Source organism: Pseudomonas sp. S3_A03, assembly GCF_054668275.1.
Genome location: NZ_CP162753.1, coordinates 4,658,287 through 4,674,439, shown reverse-complemented (window position 1 = coordinate 4,674,439; position 16,153 = coordinate 4,658,287). Strand labels below are relative to the sequence as shown.

Below are 16,153 nucleotides of genomic sequence, written 5' to 3'. Positions count from 1 at the left end.
CCTGTAAACAGGATCGTGCCCGATGTTAACCGGCTGACACGCGAGGTGCCAGCCAGTTAGGTGCTGCTTAAGCTGCTACCACGACAACGCGTACGGTGGCTTCAACTTCGGCGTGCAGGTGCACGGCTACGTCGAATTCGCCTACGTTGCGGATGGTGCCGTTCGGCAGACGAACTTCGCTCTTCTGCACTTCAACGCCGGAGGCGGTCAGTGCATCAGCGATGTCGTGGGTGCCGATCGAACCGAACAGCTTGCCTTCGTCACCAGCGGTGGCAGTGATAGTCACTTCCAGCTCAGCCAGTTGGGCAGCGCGAGTTTCGGCCGAAGCTTTCTTGTCTGCTGCTGCTTTTTCCAGCTCGGCACGACGCTCTTCAAACGCAGCCAGGTTGGCAGCGGTTGCAGCGGTGGCTTTGCCGTATGGCAGCAGGTAGTTACGACCGTAACCGGCCTTAACGTTCACTTTGTCGCCCAGGTTGCCCAGGTTGGCGACTTTTTCCAGAAGGATCAGTTGCATGTGAAAATCCTCTAACTTTTAACCTTCACCGTTCGCGTTATCGGCGTCTTTCGGCGCCAGACGACCGCGAAAATCAATCAGGCCGTCGACAATGGCCAGAACCACGAGTAACGGATAGATCAGCTGCATGAACAGCAACAGCGTGACGTACAACCCCACCAGCCAGAACCTGGCCAGGCGCTTGCGCGCAACGAGCCCATGGATCAGGGCCAACCCGGCAAACACCAGCGGTACGCTGCAAATCGGCGCCAGCAAGGCCATCTGTGGGCCGAAGTTCGGCCCGACAACCATGCACGCCAGCAGCAACATCGCCGGCCCCGCGGGGATTCTGATACCGCGAAACTCGCGACCAAAACCACCCGGGTTGTACAACAACGCCTGCCAATAACGCCCAAGAATCAGGCTCAGCACGCTGACGACCTGCAACAAAGCCGCAATCAGGCCGGTCAGGACCGGGGCAATCAGTGACGCAAACCGCGCTCGCTCATCTACCGATAATTGCTGGTAGAGATCCCCGAGGGCCAGCGGCAGGATCTTGACGATCTCCTGCGCCAGCGCCTCGATTTGCGGGCGGAAAGCCGCGCCAAGCATCACTGAGTACACCAACCCCAATGCCACGCTGACCAGCAGCGTACGGACCCAGGACTCACTTGCGCGCAAAACCAACGCAAGGCTCGATGACCCCAGCAGTACCAGAAGTACCCGTGGATCACCCATTTGCAGCCACCAGATCAAGGCCGGCAACAAACCCAGGGCAAGAACGCCAAGGGCGTCCTTCAAACCGCGCCGCAGCAGCACAAGGCAACCCGCGGCGGCACCCAACCAATAAAGCAACGGCAATGCCGCACAGCCAGCCACTACCAGAGTGGCCTGCATACGGCCGCGCATGATGAACTCAGCTAAGGCGCGCATGCATTCAATCCCTTACTACTTGTCGACTGCCCGGTCTCAGCGGCCGTGGCTGTCGGTGTAGGCCAGCAGGGCCAGGAAGCGGGCGCGCTTGATAGCGGTGGCCAGCTGACGCTGATAACGTGCTTTGGTACCGGTGATACGGCTTGGAACAATTTTGCCGGTCTCGGATACGTAGGCTTTCAGAGTGTTGAGATCTTTGTAATCGATCTCCTTCACTTCTTCAGCGGTGAAGCGGCAAAACTTACGACGACGGAAGAAACGTGCCATTTGATAGGCTCCTTAATAAGGTCCGTGGATTACTCGTCAGCGTTATCGCTGCTGTCGCTGTCATCACTGTCAGCGCTATCAGCGCCTTCGTGCTCAGGACGGTCGCGACGCTCACGGCGCTCACTGCGGTTTTCTTCAGCCTTGAGCATCTCGGATTGGCCGGTAACGGCTTCTTCGCGACGGATGACCAGGTTACGGATCACTGCATCGTTGTAGCGGAAGTTGTCTTCCAGCTCGGCCAGGGCCTTGCCGGTGCACTCAACGTTCAGCATCACGTAGTGAGCCTTGTGAACATTGTTGATTGCGTAGGCCAGTTGACGACGGCCCCAATCTTCCAGACGGTGGATTTTGCCGCCGTCTTCTTCGATCAGCTTGGTGTAACGCTCAACCATGCCGCCGACTTGCTCGCTTTGATCCGGGTGGACCAAAAAGATGATTTCGTAATGACGCATGAATGCTCCTTACGGGTTGTAGCCTGCCGCTCAAAAACGGTCAGACAAGGAGTGAATGACACTTATGGATCTTGCCGCAAGGGAGGCACATGCGTGCCTGCCGAGTGGGCAAGGGGCGCAATTGTAGAGAAGGGGGAGAAAGGGCGCAAGGTGATTGGTGATTATTTGAACAATCTCTCAGACACCCCAGAAACAACTGTGGGAGGGGCTTGCCCCCTCCCACAGGTTGGATCCATGCCAAGCCTGATTACTTCTTGGCCTTGGCCTTGGCGCCACGCTGACGCTGGGCTTCAAACAAGCACACGCCGGTCGCAACCGACACGTTCAGGCTGCTGACGCTACCGGCCATCGGCAGGTGCACCAGGTAGTCGCAATGCTCACGCGTCAGGCGACGCATGCCTTTGCCTTCGGCGCCCATGATCAGGATGGTCGGCCCGGTGAGGTCCTGGTCATAAATGCTGACCTCGGCCTCCCCCGCCGTACCCACGACCCACAGGCCGCGCTGCTGGAGTTTCTCCAACGTGCGCGCCAGGTTGGTCACGGCGACCAGTGGAATCACTTCCGCCGCACCGCAGGCCACTTTACGCACCACCGGCGTCAGGGTTGCCGACTTGTCTTTAGGCACGATCACCGCCAGCGCACCCGCCGCATCCGCCGAGCGCAGGCAGGCGCCGAGGTTGTGCGGGTCGGTCACACCGTCCAGCACCAACAACAGCGGCGCGCCTTCGGTACGGTCGAGCAGTTCGTCGAGCATGGCTTCGCCCCACACCTGGCTCGGGCTGACGTCCGCGACCACGCCCTGGTGAACGCCTTCGACCCACACGTCCATTTCCCGGCGCTCGGCCTGGCCGATGGCAACCTTGTTCTGGTTGGCCAGTTCGACCAGCGCTTGCACGCGCGGCTCGCTGCGACCTTCCGCCAACCACACCTGCTTGACGCGTTTAGGGTGGTGACGCAGCAGTGCTTCTACGGCATGCACGCCGTAGATTTTTTCCAGACTCATGACTTGGCCTTAGGTTTGCGCGACCCGCCGCTTTTCGCGGGGGCCGAACCCGCTTTTGGCGGGCCTTTACGATGCTTACTGGGTTTGCTCGACGGTTTTTCCGCCGCGTGGGACTTTCCCCCAGACGCCGCTTTACCACCGCTTTTGGCTTCGTTGAGCAACTGCTGCTTCAACTCGCGGCTTTTGCGCAATTCAGCATTTTTAGCCGCTGCGTCGCTGGGGCGGTAGGCTTCGGGGGCCTTGTCCTTGGCCGACGAACGCCGACCGGCCTTGGCCGGTTCAGGCTCAGCGGTTTTAGCAGGAGCACCTTTACCTTTGGTCGCCGGCGCCGCGGTTTCGCTGCCGCGCTTTTTACGGCCCGTCGGCGATTCGGCGGGTTTGTCAGGCATGCCGAAGTCGATCTTGCGCTCGTCGAGGTCGACGCGCATGACCTGCACTTCCACCGTGTCGCCCAGGCGGAAGCTGCGACCGGTGCGCTCGCCCGCCAGGCGGTGGTGCACGGGATCGAAGTGGTAGTAATCACCCGGCAAGGCGGTGACGTGCACCAGGCCCTCGACGTAGATATCGGTCAGCTCGACGAACAAACCAAAGCCGGTCACGGCGGTGATCACACCAGGGAACGATTCGCCCACGCGGTCTTTCATGAACTCGCACTTGAGCCAGTTCACCACGTCGCGGGTGGCTTCGTCGGCACGGCGCTCGCTCATGGAGCACTGCTCGCCCAACTGTTCCAGGGCCGCCTCGTCGTACGGATAGATCCGCGCTTTCGGAATGGTCATGGCACCGGCGCGCTTGACGTGCGGGGTGTTCTGCTTGGAGTGGATCACGCTGCGGATCGCGCGGTGCGTGAGCAGGTCCGGGTAACGACGGATCGGCGAGGTGAAGTGGGTGTACGCCTCGTAATTCAGGCCGAAGTGGCCTTGGTTATCGGCGCTGTACACCGCCTGGCTCAGTGAGCGCAGCATCACCGTCTGGATCACGTGGTAATCCGGACGATCCTTGATGCTGGCCAGCAGCGCCTGGTAATCCTTCGGCGTCGGGCCTTCCTTGCCTTTGTGCAGGGACAGGCCGAGCTCGCCGAGGAAGGCGCGCAGTTTTTCCAGGCGCTCCGGCGGCGGGCCGTCGTGCACGCGGTACAACGCAGGAATCTCGTGCTTCTTGAGGAATTCAGCAGTGGCCACGTTGGCCGCCAGCATGCACTCTTCGATCAGCTTGTGCGCATCGTTACGGGTGGTCGGGGTGATCGCGGCGATCTTGCGCTCGGAGCCGAAGACAATCCGGGTTTCCTGGGTTTCAAAATCGATCGCGCCACGCACGTGACGGGCACCCAGCAACACCTTGTACAGCGAATAAAGCTGCTTGAGGTGCGGCACGACACCGGCGTACTCGGTACGCAGGGCCTTGGCTTCGCTGGTCTTCGGCGTTTCCAGGATGGTGCTGACCTTGTTGTAGGTCAGGCGCGCCTGGGAGTGAATCACCGCCTCGTAGAACTGGTAGTCGGTCATTTCGCCGGTTTTGGAGATGGTCATCTCGCACACCATGGCCAAACGGTCGACTTTCGGGTTCAGCGAGCACAGGCCGTTGGACAGCTGCTCAGGCAGCATCGGGATCACGCGCTCAGGGAAGTACACGGAGTTGCCGCGCACCTGGGCCTCGTTATCCAGGGCAGAACCGATCTTCACGTAGCTGGACACGTCGGCAATCGCGACGAATAGCTTCCAGCCGCCGGAGAACAGGCGCAGCTTGCCGGGCTTGGCTTCGCAGTAGACCGCATCGTCAAAGTCGCGGGCATCTTCACCGTCGATGGTGACGAACGGCAGATGGCGCAGGTCGATGCGTTTTTCTTTGTCTTTCTCTTCGACTTCAGGCTTGAGCTTGGCGGCTTCTTTGAGCACGGCCTCAGGCCAGACGTGAGGAATATCGTAGGTGCGCAGGGCAACGTCGATTTCCATGCCCGGCGCCATGTAGTTGCCGACCACTTCAACGATATCGCCCTGGGGCTGGAAGCGCGCGGTTGGCCAGTGGGTGATTTTCACCTCGACGAACTGGCCGACCTTGGCGGCGCCATTGCGGCCCGGGGTGATCAGCACTTCCTGCTGCACCTTCGGGTTATCCGGCACCACAAAGCCGATACCGCCTTCTTCGAAGTAACGGCCGACAATAGACTCGTGGGCACGGGACACCACTTCGACGATCACGCCTTCACGGCGACCACGACGGTCCAGGCCGGAAACACGTGCCAACGCACGGTCGCCATCGAACACCAGACGCATTTGCGCCGGGCTCATGAACAGGTCGTCGCTGCCGTCGTCCGGGATCAGGAAGCCAAAGCCGTCACGGTGGCCGGCGATGCGGCCGAGGATCAGATCGAGCTTGTCTACCGGCGCATAGGTGCCACGACGGGTGTAGATCAGTTGAGCGTCGCGCTCCATGGCACGCAAACGGCGGCGCAGGGCTTCGAGTTGGTCTTCGGTGGTCAGACCGAATTCTTCAACCAACTGCTCACGGCTAGCAGGCGAACCCCGATCGGCGAGATGCGCCAGGATCAGTTCGCGGCTAGGAATAGGGTTTTCATATTTTTCCGCTTCACGAGCGGCCTCGGGATCGAGGGACTGCCAATCGGCCATTAGAGAGTTTTCACCTTGTCTATATGCGGGTTAGTTTGGCATACGCGTATTGAAACGGGAAATTTCAGGTATCAACAAGCGTTTAAAAGCGCTTTATCGCCCTCGGCGCACACGTTGCACGACCATTGGCGAAATTTTCCAGGCTTTTTTAATGCAAGGGGTTTACAGCCAAAAATCCACTCCGTATAGTGCGCGCCATCGACGACGGCAACGTTGAAGATACTGCCCAGATGGTGAAATTGGTAGACACGCCAGCTTCAGGTGCTGGTGGCCGCAAGGCCGTGGAAGTTCGAGTCTTCTTCTGGGCACCACATTAAGATCAAACCCGCGAAAGCGGGTTTTTTCGTTTAAAGCCTTTGATTTTTAACGAGAATCTCGATTTATTTTTTTGAATCAGGGGTTTACAGATCAAAAAGCCCGCCGTATAGTTCGCCCCATCAACAGCGGCAACGTTGCTTGATAATGCCCAGGTGGTGAAATTGGTAGACACGCCAGCTTCAGGTGCTGGTGATCGCAAGGTCGTGGAAGTTCGAGTCTTCTCCTGGGCACCAAATTCAGATCAAACCCGCGAAAGCGGGTTTTTTCGTTTCCGGGGTTTAAAAAACTTACCCGCATGGGCAGTCATGCCGCACTTGAGAAACTTTATCGTTTATCCTTGCAATGATTTGTTGCATCTCAAGTGAGGAAAACCCCGGATGATGATCCGCGATACCCGTCTCAAGACATCCCTTCTGCGCGGCCTGACCATCACTCTACTCGGCCTGACCCTGCTCTCGCCCGCCGCCCATTCTGCCGACAAGGTGTCCCTGACCCTGTACAACGGCCAGCACAAAGAAGTCGGCGACGAACTCGCCAAGGCCTTCGAGGCCAAGACCGGCATCCACGTCAATGTGCGCAAAGGCAGCAGCAACCAGCTCGCCAGCCAGGTTGTTGAAGAAGGCGAGCGCTCTCCCGCCGACGTGATCTATACCGAAGAATCGCCACCCCTGAACAAACTCGGCGAACAAGGCCTGCTTGCCAAGATCGACGCCGGCACCCTCGATGTACTGCCCAAGGATTACGTCGGCCGCAACGGCGACTGGATGGGCGTGACCGCCCGCACTCGCGTGGTGGCGTTCAACCCGAAATTGATTGCCGAGAAAGACCTGCCCAAATCGGTGCTGGATTTCGCCGGCCCCGAATGGCAAGGCAAAGTTGGCTTCGTGCCTACCAGCGGTGCGTTCCAGGAACAGGCCGTGGCGATCATCAAGCTGCACGGCCGTGAAGCCGCTGAAGAATGGCTGACCGGTCTACGCGCCTTCGGCAAGGTGTACAGCAACAACATGGTCGCTCTCAAAGCCGTGGAGAATGGCGAAGTGGCCACCGTCCTGGTGAACAACTATTACTGGTTTGCCCTGAAGAAAGAAAAAACCAATCTGGATTCGCAGCTGCACTACTTCACCAACGGCGACGCCGGCGGCCTGATCACCGTGTCGTCCGCTGCCGCGCTGAAATCCAGCAAGCACCCCCAGCAAGCCCAGCAACTGCTGGCGTTCATGGCCAGCGAAGAAGGCCAACGCGTGATTACCAATACCTCGGCGGAATACCCGCTGCGCAAAGGCATGGAATCGAACCGTGGCCTCAAGCCGTTCAGCGAACTACAACCGCCCAACGTTACGCCAGCAGACCTGGGCAACGCCGAAGAAGCGCTGGAGCTGGAACGTGACGTTGGCTTGAACTGATGAACCCATCGCTGCCCGCCCCCGCCCTGCGCGGGGGTTTTAGCCCCGACGCAAACGCCCCTCGATCTGGCTGCTGCTCCCCGTGCTGTTTCTGGTTGGCTTGAGCCTGCTGCCGCTGGCCTACGTCGGGCTCAAAGCCTGGCAGGCAGGCTGGGCAGAGGCGGTGCATTTGTTGTGGCGACCTTATGTATTCGGGCTGCTGCGCAACACCCTGGCGCTGATGGCCGGCGTGACGGTGACTTGCTGCGTGATCGGGCTGTCCCTGGCCTGGTTGCTGGAGCGCAGCAACCTGCCGGGGCGACGTATCTGGGGCGTAATCCTATGCCTGCCGTTTGCCGTGCCGGCGTTTATCAGCAGCTTTACCTGGGTGTCGCTGAGCGCCAACTTCGAAGGGCTGGGCGGGGCGATCCTGGTGATGAGCCTGTCCAAATACCCGTTGGTGTTTTTGCCGGTAGCGGCGACGCTGCGCAATCTTGACCCCTCCCTGGAAGAATCCGCCCGCACCCTGGGCCTGAATCGCTGGGGCGTGTTCCGGCGCATCACGCTGCCGTTGCTGTGGCCGTCCTTAGTGGCCGGGGCGCTGCTGATTGCCCTGCACATGCTGGTCGAGTTCGGCGCCTTGTCGATTATTGGCCTGCAAACCTTCACCACAGCGATCTATCAGCAATTCGAACTGGAATTCAGCAATGCCAACGCCGCGATGCTCTCGGCGGTGTTGCTGATGATGTGCCTGAGCCTGTTGTGGCTGGAGCTGCGCGTGCGGGGCAAAGGCCGTCATGTGCGCATCGGCCAGGGTGCCGCACGGCATGCCGGGCAGGTCAAGCTGGGCAAGTGGGCGCCGTTGGGCCAGGCGTATTGCCTCGCGCTGGCGATCATTGGCACCGGCATTCCTCTGGGGATGCTCGGCTATTGGTTGGCCGTAGGGTCGTCGGCGGCGTTTCCAGTGGCGCAAATCAGCGAGGCACTGCTGTCCTCCCTGGCGCTATCGCTGGGTGGCGCGGCGCTATGCCTGGTGCTGGCGGTGCCGGTGGGGTTGCTGGTGGTGCGCTACAAGGGCCAACTGGCGATCTGGGCCGAACGCCTGCCGTATCTGCTGCATGCCCTGCCCGGCCTGGTTATTGCGCTGACCCTGGTGTATTTCGCCCTGCATTACGTGCCCGCGCTGTACCAGACGTCGGCGCTCCTGCTGATCGCCTACGCGCTGTTGTTTTTACCGCTGGCCCAGGCGCCGATTCGCACGGCGCTGAACAAGGCGGCACCGCAGTTGGAAGAGGCGGCGCGCACGCTCGGCGCCTCATCGTTCAGTGCGTTTTGCCGCGTGACCTTGCCGATTATCTTCCCGGCGCTGGGTGCGGCGTTTGCGCTGGTGTTCCTGGATGCGATGAAGGAGCTGACCGCAACCTTGCTGCTCAGCCCGACAGGGCTCAACACCTTGGCCACGGCCGTGTGGGCGCATACCTCGAATGTGGAATTCGCGGCGGCGGCGCCTTATGCGGCGTTGTTGATTCTGGTGTCGGGGTTGCCGGTTTACCTGCTCACGACGCGGATGTATTTGAGCCGCTGAGATTGCTATCGGGAGCAAGCCCCCTCCCACATTTGACTTCATTCCAAACATGAAACCCGGTCAGGTGTGGGAGGGGCGGTGCGACGATTCGACTGGCTCCCGATGCGGCCGACACAGACACCGCTAAGCCCTGAACTGCCCCAAACTCGCCTTCAACTGCGCCGCCAAGCCATCCAGCACCTTGCCACTGGCGGTCGTTTCCACCACCGCCTGGGCAGCGCGCTCAGCCTGGGCATGAATCACCTCGACCCGCCCACGCACCGCATGCGCGCCCTGAGCCTGATGCTCCGCCGCGCGCGTCGCCAGACCAATTGCCGCATGCACCTGCTCCACCGAGGCCTGCACCGTCTGCTGCAACCGCACGCTGTCGCGCAGCACCAATAACCCTTCACTGGCCTGGCGCCCAGCCTTGCCGATGGTCTCCACCGCTTCACGTGCTCCCTGTTGCAACGCGACGATATGCGCCTGGATATCGCCCGTGGAGCTTTGGGTCTTGCTCGCCAGCGCACGCACTTCGTCCGCCACCACCGCAAAGCCGCGCCCGGTTTCCCCGGCGCGCGCGGCCTCGATGGCTGCGTTGAGCGCGAGCAAGTTGGTTTGCTCGGCAATGCCATGAATGACCGTCAGCACCACCTCGATCTGTTCGCTTTGCTGCGCCAGACGCTCGATCACCTGAGAACCGGCCTGGACCTGCCCGGCCAAGGCTTCGATCAAACTGCCGACCTCGGCCGAGGTGCGTGAGTTTTCATCCGTGGCCTGGCGAATATCCACGACCTGCTGCAAGGCCGCCTGCATGGCATGGCTTTCGGCCTGGGCTTCCTCGGCCATCTGCTCAAGGGCACGCAAGCTCTCGGCCACTTCATCGCGCTGCAGGCCGGCCGCGGCATCGGCACCCGCATTGCGCAGCGTCATGGCGCCAATCTCCACGCCGGTACGCTGGGCCACATCGCCCGCCTCGCGCACGATCGGCTGCAACTTATCCACAAAGCGATTGACCGCCGAGGCCATATCGCCGATTTCATCCTTACTGCTGATCTGCACGCGCTTGGTGAGGTCGCCCTCGCCCGCCGCCAGGTCGTCCATGGCCGCAATCAGCAGCTTCAGGCGATTGACTACGCGACGGCCGAGTACGACGGCGATCAGCAGCAACACGCCGAAACCGACCACCGCCAGCCCCATGCCGATGCGCCAGCGCAAAGTACCGGCGGCCTCCTGCACGGCACCGGTGGTGTTGGCGGTCATCTGGGTGGCGGTGGCTTGCGCCGACTGCAGGCGGGCGCCCATGGCGGCGGCACTGTCTGCGGCAGCCCCCTTGAGGCTGTCGCCGACCAGTTGATCGCCGCTGGCGATCAGGGCGGCAAAACGCTTGTCCAGCGCCTGCAGGTCAGCCTCCACCGACGCGGTCGACACGCCCATAAGCACCTTACCGATCTCAACGCCGTTGGGGCTGATGGACGCCTCGACGTAGAACACCGAAGGGTCATTTTTCGCGGCATTGAGCACCTTGTCCAAGGCGCGGTCGCCCTGGCCTTTTTCCAGCAACGCCTTGTTGATCGGGTTTTCGCGGTTCAGGTAGCGGGTCAAATGCTCGCCCGCCGCATCGTCGTAGACCACAAACAGCACGTTAGGATTGCGCTGGGCACGCCGGGCAAACTCAGACAGTGTCGGCACATCGCTGTCCCACATGGCGCGAGGCGCCACCGAGGCCAGCAGTTGCGCCATGTCATTGGCAGAGTCTCGCAGGTCTTTTTCCAAGGTCGCGCGCAGTTGCTTCTGCTCCTCCTGCAGGCGCGAGGAAAGCCCGGCGGTCAGACGCTGGCGCGTGCTGGCGGACAGGCTGTCCAGGCTGGATGTAACTTCTTTGCCGGCCTGCGCCAACTCGCCAGACAGCTTCTGACTATCGACACCCAGCCGAGCGCCTAAATCGGCCTCCAGCGCAGTGACAGTGCTCCGAGTCAGCGCCACCGCCACCAGCACCTGCACCAAAAGGGCGATACCTAGGGTAACGAACACCGGCCGCAACAGACGGCTTTGTAACAATGAGAGAACGGCAGACATCGGTAATCCCTCCACCACGGGTGCCAGTAATTTGATAGCACCGCGAAAGAAGGAATTACAGCAAGGGTCGTGCCGCTTGGCGAACAGAAACGAAAAAGGGCTCCCGAGGGAGCCCTTTCCTTTTTACATCAACAGCTTATTAAGCGAACGGATGACGCAGAACGATGGTTTCGTTGCGGTCCGGGCCCGTCGAAATAATGTCAATCGGCGCGCCGATCAGCTCTTCAACGCGTTTGATGTAGGCACGAGCGTTGGCCGGCAGCTCTTCCAGGGTCTTGGCACCCACGGTCGACTCGCTCCAGCCCGGCACTTCTTCGTACACAGGCTGCAGGCCCACGTAGCTGTCAGCGTCGGTCGGCGCAACACTGTTGCCTTGCGCGTCTTTGTAGCCGACGCAGATATTGATGGTTTCGAGACCGTCAAGTACGTCCAGCTTGGTCAGGCAGATGCCCGAGATGCTGTTTACATCGATAGCGCGACGCAGGATAACCGCATCGAACCAGCCGCAACGACGGGCACGACCGGTCGTAGCGCCGAACTCGTGACCTTGCTTGGCCAGGTGCGCACCGACTTCGTCGAACAGCTCAGTCGGGAACGGACCCGAACCTACGCGAGTGGTGTAAGCCTTGGTGATGCCCAGGATGTAGTCCAGGAACATCGGGCCAACGCCCGAACCGGTGGCCACGCCGCCAGCGGTGGTGTTGGAGCTGGTCACGTACGGGTAGGTGCCGTGGTCGATGTCCAGCAACGAACCTTGGGCGCCCTCGAACATGATGTCCTTGCCGGCGCGACGCAGGTCGTGCAGCTCGGCGGTCACGTCCAGCATCAGCGGCTTGAGCAGCTCGGCGTATTCCTTGCACTCGGCCAGGGTCTTGTCGAACTCGATGGCCGGCTCTTTGTAGTAACCGACCAGCATGAAGTTGTGGTAGTCCACCAGTTCACGCAGCTTGTCTTCAAAGCGCGGCATGTTGAGCAAGTCGCCTACACGCAGGCCACGACGCGCAACCTTGTCTTCGTAGGCTGGGCCGATGCCACGACCGGTGGTGCCGATCTTCAGCTCGCCACGCGCCTTTTCACGGGCCTGGTCCAGCGCAACGTGGAAGGACAGGATCAGCGGGCAGGACGGGCTGATACGCAGGCGCTCACGCACCGGTACGCCTTTCTCTTCCAGCTTGGTGATCTCGCGCAGCAGGGCATCCGGTGCAACCACCACGCCGTTGCCGATCAGGCACTGCACGCCTTCGCGCAGGACACCCGAAGGGATCAGGTGCAAGACGGTTTTTTCGCCATCGATAACCAGCGTGTGGCCAGCGTTGTGGCCACCTTGGTAGCGCACTACGGCGGCAGCATGTTCGGTCAGCAGATCAACGATCTTGCCTTTGCCCTCATCACCCCATTGGGTGCCCAGGACTACGACATTCTTACCCATAACACTTGTCCTCATTCGCGCAAACTTGGTGCCGGCGATGGCCGGCAGGAAAACTCAAGAAGCCAGTGGCGATACTTGCCAAAGCCCGTTCTGCAGAATCAATTGCCGGTCGCAGTCCGCTTCACGGGCGGCGGCCAATGGTTGCCCAGGCAAGGCCTGCACAACACGCTGACCCTCACTGCGCAACTGGCAGACCTGCTGCCAGAGTGCCGCGTCCGTACTGTCGGGCATCCAAATGCCACCAGACGGCAGCTCGACCTCAGCACGCCCCAGGGTCACCAGGGTTTTCAAATCGGTGGAGAAACCAGTGGCCGGACGCGCGCGACCGAAGTCAGCGCCGATATCGTCATAACGACCACCTTGGGCAATGGCTTGGCCAACACCCGGAACGAACACCGCGAACACCACACCCGTGTGGTAGTGGTAACCGCGCAGCTCGCCCAAATCAAAGTACAACGGCAACTGCGGGAAACGTGCCGACAACCGCTCGGCAATCGCCAGCAGGTCGTCGAGTGCCGCCAGCACCGGCGCCGGCGCATTCGCCAGGCGCTCGCGTGCAGCCACCAACACTTCGCGGCCGCCGCACAGGTTGACCAGCGCCCGCAGCATAGCGGCCAGGTCGGCCGGCACGCCTTCGGTCAGGGCGATGACTTCATCGATAGCCTTGCGCTGCAGGGCATCGAACAACTGTTGCTCAACCTCACCCGACAAACCGGCCGCACGGGCCAGGCCACGGTAAATGCCGACATGGCCCAGGTCCATGTGGACATCCGGTACGTCAGCCAGTTGCAGCATGGCCAGCATCAAGCTGATCACTTCGACATCGCTGCTCGGGCTGGCGTCGCCGTACAACTCGGCGCCCAACTGGATCGGGCTACGGGACGACGACAAGGCACGCGGCTGAGCATGCAGCACGCTGCCGGCGTAGCACAGGCGGCTCGGGCCTTCACGACGCAGGGTGTGCGCATCGATGCGCGCCACTTGCGGCGTGATGTCGGCACGGAAACCCATTTGCCGGCCCGACTGCGGGTCGATGACCTTGAAGGTGCGCAGATCCAGGTCCTGGCCCGCGCCGGTCAGCAGGGATTCCAGGTACTCGATATGCGGGGTCACGACAAACTCGTAACCCCAGCTCTGGAACAGATCCAACACCTGGCGACGCGCTACTTCAATGCGCGCCGCCTCCGGTGGCAGTACTTCTTCGATGCCATCTGGCAGCAGCCAGCGGTCTACCGTTGCCATTACGCCATTCCCCTTAGATCCGGGCGGCCAGCCCTCGGCCGAGCCTTGAGTGAAGCAGAAAATACCCGGCCCTCGCATAAACCACGCGCAAGAGCGACGTGACGAACGGCCTGCCAGCGGCCTCGTCGGGCACTTTCCTCGAAAAACCTGTCACGCCTGCCGAATCAAACATGCAGACGCAAAAAAGCCGGGAATTTCCCGGCTGCCGCATCATACACCCGTTTTCTGAAAGGATCACCCCGCCAGGCGTTTTAGCCGCCCGACGGAGTGTGTCCTACACAGTGACGAGTTGATTACTTGGATTTTTCCAGGTAGCGGAAGAAGTCGCTACTTGGGTCCAGCACCATGACGTCGGTTTTGTTCGCGAAGCTTTCACGGTAGGCACGCAGGCTACGGTAGAACGCGTAGAACTCCTGGTCCTGACCGTAGGCCTTGGCATAGATTGCCGCGGCTTGAGCGTCGCCATCACCACGGGCCTCTTCAGACTCGCGATAGGCCTCTGCCAGAAGGACACGACGCTGACGGTCGGCATCCGCACGGATACCTTCAGCCAGTTCGTTACCCTTGGCGCGGTGCTCACGGGCTTCACGCTCACGCTCGGTGCTCATGCGCTCGAACACACTGCGGTTCACTTCCTTCGGCAGGTCGATAGCCTTGACCCGAACATCGACCACTTCGATGCCCAGCTCTTTTTCCGCCATCGTGTTCAACGAACGCGTGATGTCAGCCATCAGCGCGTCACGCTCACCGGATACCACCTCGTGCAGGGTGCGCTTACCAAACTGGTCACGCAGGCCCGACTCCAGACGGCGCGACAAACGCTCGTCGGCGATCTGCTTGAGGCCGGAGGTCGCGGTGTAGAAGCGTTCGGCATCCTTGACGCGCCACTTGGCGTAGGCGTCAACCATCACGGCTTTCTTTTCCAGGGTCAGGAAGCGTTGTGTCGGTGCATCCAGGGTCATCAGGCGGGCGTCGAACTTGCGCACCTGGTTGACGTAGGGGACTTTCACATGCAGGCCCGGCTGGACATCCGCCTGGACCACGCGACCGAATTGCAGCAGCACCGCACGCTCGGTCTGAGCCACGATGTAGAAGCAGTTCCAGGCAGCGATGACCACGACGACGCCCACAATCAGGGCGGTCAGCGATTTATTGCTCATCAACGACTCTCCCTGGTACGTGTTTGCTGTTGCAGCAAGTCAGCGGCCGCACGGGCGCTCGCTTCGTTGGCAGCGGCATTCGAACCGGTGGACGGCGCGCTGGTGCCACTACGACCACCTTCGATCATCTTGTCCAGCGGCAGGTACAGCAGGTTGTTCTGCCCACCCTTGCTGCCGGTCACGAGAACCTTGCTGGTGTTGCTGAAGACTTCCTGCATGGTGTCCAGGTACAGACGCTGGCGAGTGACTTCAGGTGCCTTGCGGTACTCGACGACCAACTTGGTAAAGCGATCCGCCTCACCCTTGGCGCGCGAGACCACTTCGTCGCGGTAACCGTTGGCATCTTCGATGATGCGCTGGGCCTGGCCACGGGCCTCCGGCACCACGCCATTGGCGTAGGTTTCGGCCTGGTTACGCGAACGCTGCTCGTCTTCACGCGCGCGGATCACGTCATCGAAGGCTTCCTGCACTTCACGCGGTGCCGCTGCGCTCTGTACGTTCACCTGGGTCACAGTGATACCGGTGCGGTAGGTGTCGAGGAACCGTTGCAGGCGCTCCTTGATTTCGCTGGCCATCAATTCACGACCTTCGGTCAGCACCTGGTCCATGGCGGTGGAACCCACCACATGGCGCAGGGCGCTTTCGGTGGCGTGTTGCAGGCTGATTTCCGGCTGATCAACGTTCAGCACGAAGTCCTGCAGGTTGCTGATCTTGTACTGCACGGTCAGCGGCACTTCGACGATGTTTTCGTCTTCAGTCAGCATCTGGCCCTGCTTGGTGTAGGCACGCTCACGCGTGACGTTCTCCATGTACTTCTTGTCGATCGGCGGGAAGTAGATGTTCAGGCCTGGCCCGACCGTCTCGTAGTACTTGCCGAAGCGCAGCACCACAGCCTGCTCCTGCTCGTCCACGACGTAGACAGCGCTGTACAGCCAGACGGCCGCCAGTACGACAAGACCCAGGCCCAGCAGGCCATAGCCACCGCCCTTGCTTGTGCGACCGCCGTCGTCACCACCCCGTTTTTTTCCACCACCGAACAACCCATTCAGGCTTTCCTGCAGCTTTCGGAAGGCCTCGTCGAGATCTGGTGGCCCCTTGCGGTCGCCATTATTGCGGCGTTTACCACCCCAAGGATCCTGATTATTCGAGTTGCCACCCGGCTCATTCCAAGCCATAGCGCTCTCCATCTGATAAAGCAAAGACG

General features: G+C 61.0%; 11 protein-coding genes, 2 tRNA genes and 3 pseudogenes. 4 read left to right on the top strand and 12 right to left on the bottom strand.

The features are described from left to right. Positions 1-67: 67 nt before the first annotated feature. The 6 genes from rplI to rnr form a co-directional block, all read right to left on the bottom strand. Complete coding sequence (rplI, locus tag AB4O25_RS21330; protein ID WP_003171376.1) at positions 68-514, bottom strand: 50S ribosomal protein L9; 447 nt, start codon at positions 512-514, stop codon at positions 68-70. A gap of 18 nt (positions 515-532) precedes the next feature. Next, positions 533-1,426, bottom strand: coding sequence for a YybS family protein (locus AB4O25_RS21325; protein ID WP_017526411.1), 894 nt, complete (start codon positions 1,424-1,426; stop codon positions 533-535). 36 nt (positions 1,427-1,462) lie between these two features. Further along, positions 1,463-1,693 (bottom strand): 30S ribosomal protein S18, encoded by a 231-nt coding sequence (gene rpsR, locus AB4O25_RS21320; protein WP_003171373.1) that lies wholly within the window; start codon positions 1,691-1,693, stop codon positions 1,463-1,465. Between the two features lie 29 nt (positions 1,694-1,722). Next, entirely contained in the window at positions 1,723-2,145 is a 423-nt protein-coding gene (gene rpsF / locus AB4O25_RS21315) for a 30S ribosomal protein S6 (protein WP_003171371.1), read from the bottom strand. A 247-nt stretch (positions 2,146-2,392) separates the two neighbouring features. Then, positions 2,393-3,148, bottom strand: coding sequence for a 23S rRNA (guanosine(2251)-2'-O)-methyltransferase RlmB (gene rlmB / locus AB4O25_RS21310; RefSeq protein ID WP_003217493.1), 756 nt, complete (start codon positions 3,146-3,148; stop codon positions 2,393-2,395). Then, a complete protein-coding gene (gene rnr, locus AB4O25_RS21305; RefSeq protein WP_065879438.1) occupies positions 3,145-5,775 on the bottom strand; it encodes a ribonuclease R in 2,631 nt (876 codons plus the stop codon). Before rnr ends, rlmB begins: the two co-directional genes overlap by 4 nt. Positions 5,776-5,999: 224 nt before the next feature. Between rnr and AB4O25_RS21300 the strand changes: the two genes are divergently transcribed. From AB4O25_RS21300 to AB4O25_RS21285, 4 genes and pseudogenes are all read left to right on the top strand, one after another. Continuing rightward, positions 6,000-6,086, top strand: a tRNA-Leu gene (locus AB4O25_RS21300). Between the two features lie 153 nt (positions 6,087-6,239). Beyond that, positions 6,240-6,326, top strand: a tRNA-Leu gene (locus AB4O25_RS21295). Between the two features lie 144 nt (positions 6,327-6,470). Further along, on the top strand, positions 6,471-7,496 hold the full coding sequence (locus AB4O25_RS21290; RefSeq protein ID WP_068937863.1) for an extracellular solute-binding protein: 1,026 nt from the start codon (positions 6,471-6,473) through the stop codon (positions 7,494-7,496). Next, a pseudogene (locus AB4O25_RS21285) lies at positions 7,496-9,060 on the top strand (ABC transporter permease). Before AB4O25_RS21290 ends, AB4O25_RS21285 begins: the two are co-directional and overlap by 1 nt. A gap of 123 nt (positions 9,061-9,183) precedes the next feature. Here AB4O25_RS21285 and AB4O25_RS21280 read toward each other — a convergent pair. The 6 genes and pseudogenes from AB4O25_RS21280 to hflK form a co-directional block, all read right to left on the bottom strand. Beyond that, positions 9,184-9,699 (bottom strand): annotated as a pseudogene (locus AB4O25_RS21280) (methyl-accepting chemotaxis protein); the annotation flags it as partial. 390 nt (positions 9,700-10,089) lie between these two features. After that, a pseudogene (locus tag AB4O25_RS21275) lies at positions 10,090-10,143 on the bottom strand (hypothetical protein); the annotation flags it as partial. A 1,114-nt stretch (positions 10,144-11,257) separates the two neighbouring features. After that, positions 11,258-12,547: an adenylosuccinate synthase gene (locus AB4O25_RS21270; protein ID WP_065879441.1), complete on the bottom strand. Its 1,290-nt coding sequence runs from the start codon at positions 12,545-12,547 to the stop codon at positions 11,258-11,260. A gap of 54 nt (positions 12,548-12,601) precedes the next feature. Next, a complete protein-coding gene (locus AB4O25_RS21265) occupies positions 12,602-13,789 on the bottom strand; it encodes an ATP phosphoribosyltransferase regulatory subunit (RefSeq protein WP_017526417.1) in 1,188 nt (395 codons plus the stop codon). 293 nt (positions 13,790-14,082) lie between these two features. Further along, complete coding sequence (gene hflC, locus AB4O25_RS21260; RefSeq protein ID WP_010213607.1) at positions 14,083-14,949, bottom strand: protease modulator HflC; 867 nt, start codon at positions 14,947-14,949, stop codon at positions 14,083-14,085. Continuing rightward, complete coding sequence (gene hflK, locus AB4O25_RS21255; protein WP_017526418.1) at positions 14,949-16,124, bottom strand: FtsH protease activity modulator HflK; 1,176 nt, start codon at positions 16,122-16,124, stop codon at positions 14,949-14,951. Before hflK ends, hflC begins: the two co-directional genes overlap by 1 nt. Positions 16,125-16,153: the final 29 nt, after the last annotated feature.

Bases quoted from the DNA above. Each gene is read 5' to 3' on its own strand.
- rplI (WP_003171376.1), bottom strand. From the start codon at position 514: ATGCAACTGATCCTTCTGGAAAAAGTCGCCAACCTGGGCAACCTGGGC.
- rpsR (WP_003171373.1), bottom strand. From the start codon at position 1,693: ATGGCACGTTTCTTCCGTCGTCGTAAGTTTTGCCGCTTCACCGCTGAA.
- rlmB (WP_003217493.1), bottom strand. From the start codon at position 3,148: ATGAGTCTGGAAAAAATCTACGGCGTGCATGCCGTAGAAGCACTGCTG.
- AB4O25_RS21290 (WP_068937863.1), top strand. From the start codon at position 6,471: ATGATGATCCGCGATACCCGTCTCAAGACATCCCTTCTGCGCGGCCTG.
- AB4O25_RS21270 (WP_065879441.1), bottom strand. From the start codon at position 12,547: ATGGGTAAGAATGTCGTAGTCCTGGGCACCCAATGGGGTGATGAGGGC.
- rpsF (WP_003171371.1), bottom strand. From the start codon at position 2,145: ATGCGTCATTACGAAATCATCTTTTTGGTCCACCCGGATCAAAGCGAG.
- AB4O25_RS21325 (WP_017526411.1), bottom strand. From the start codon at position 1,426: ATGCGCGCCTTAGCTGAGTTCATCATGCGCGGCCGTATGCAGGCCACT.
- rnr (WP_065879438.1), bottom strand. From the start codon at position 5,775: ATGGCCGATTGGCAGTCCCTCGATCCCGAGGCCGCTCGTGAAGCGGAA.
- hflC (WP_010213607.1), bottom strand. From the start codon at position 14,949: ATGAGCAATAAATCGCTGACCGCCCTGATTGTGGGCGTCGTCGTGGTC.
- AB4O25_RS21265 (WP_017526417.1), bottom strand. From the start codon at position 13,789: ATGGCAACGGTAGACCGCTGGCTGCTGCCAGATGGCATCGAAGAAGTA.
- hflK (WP_017526418.1), bottom strand. From the start codon at position 16,124: ATGGCTTGGAATGAGCCGGGTGGCAACTCGAATAATCAGGATCCTTGG.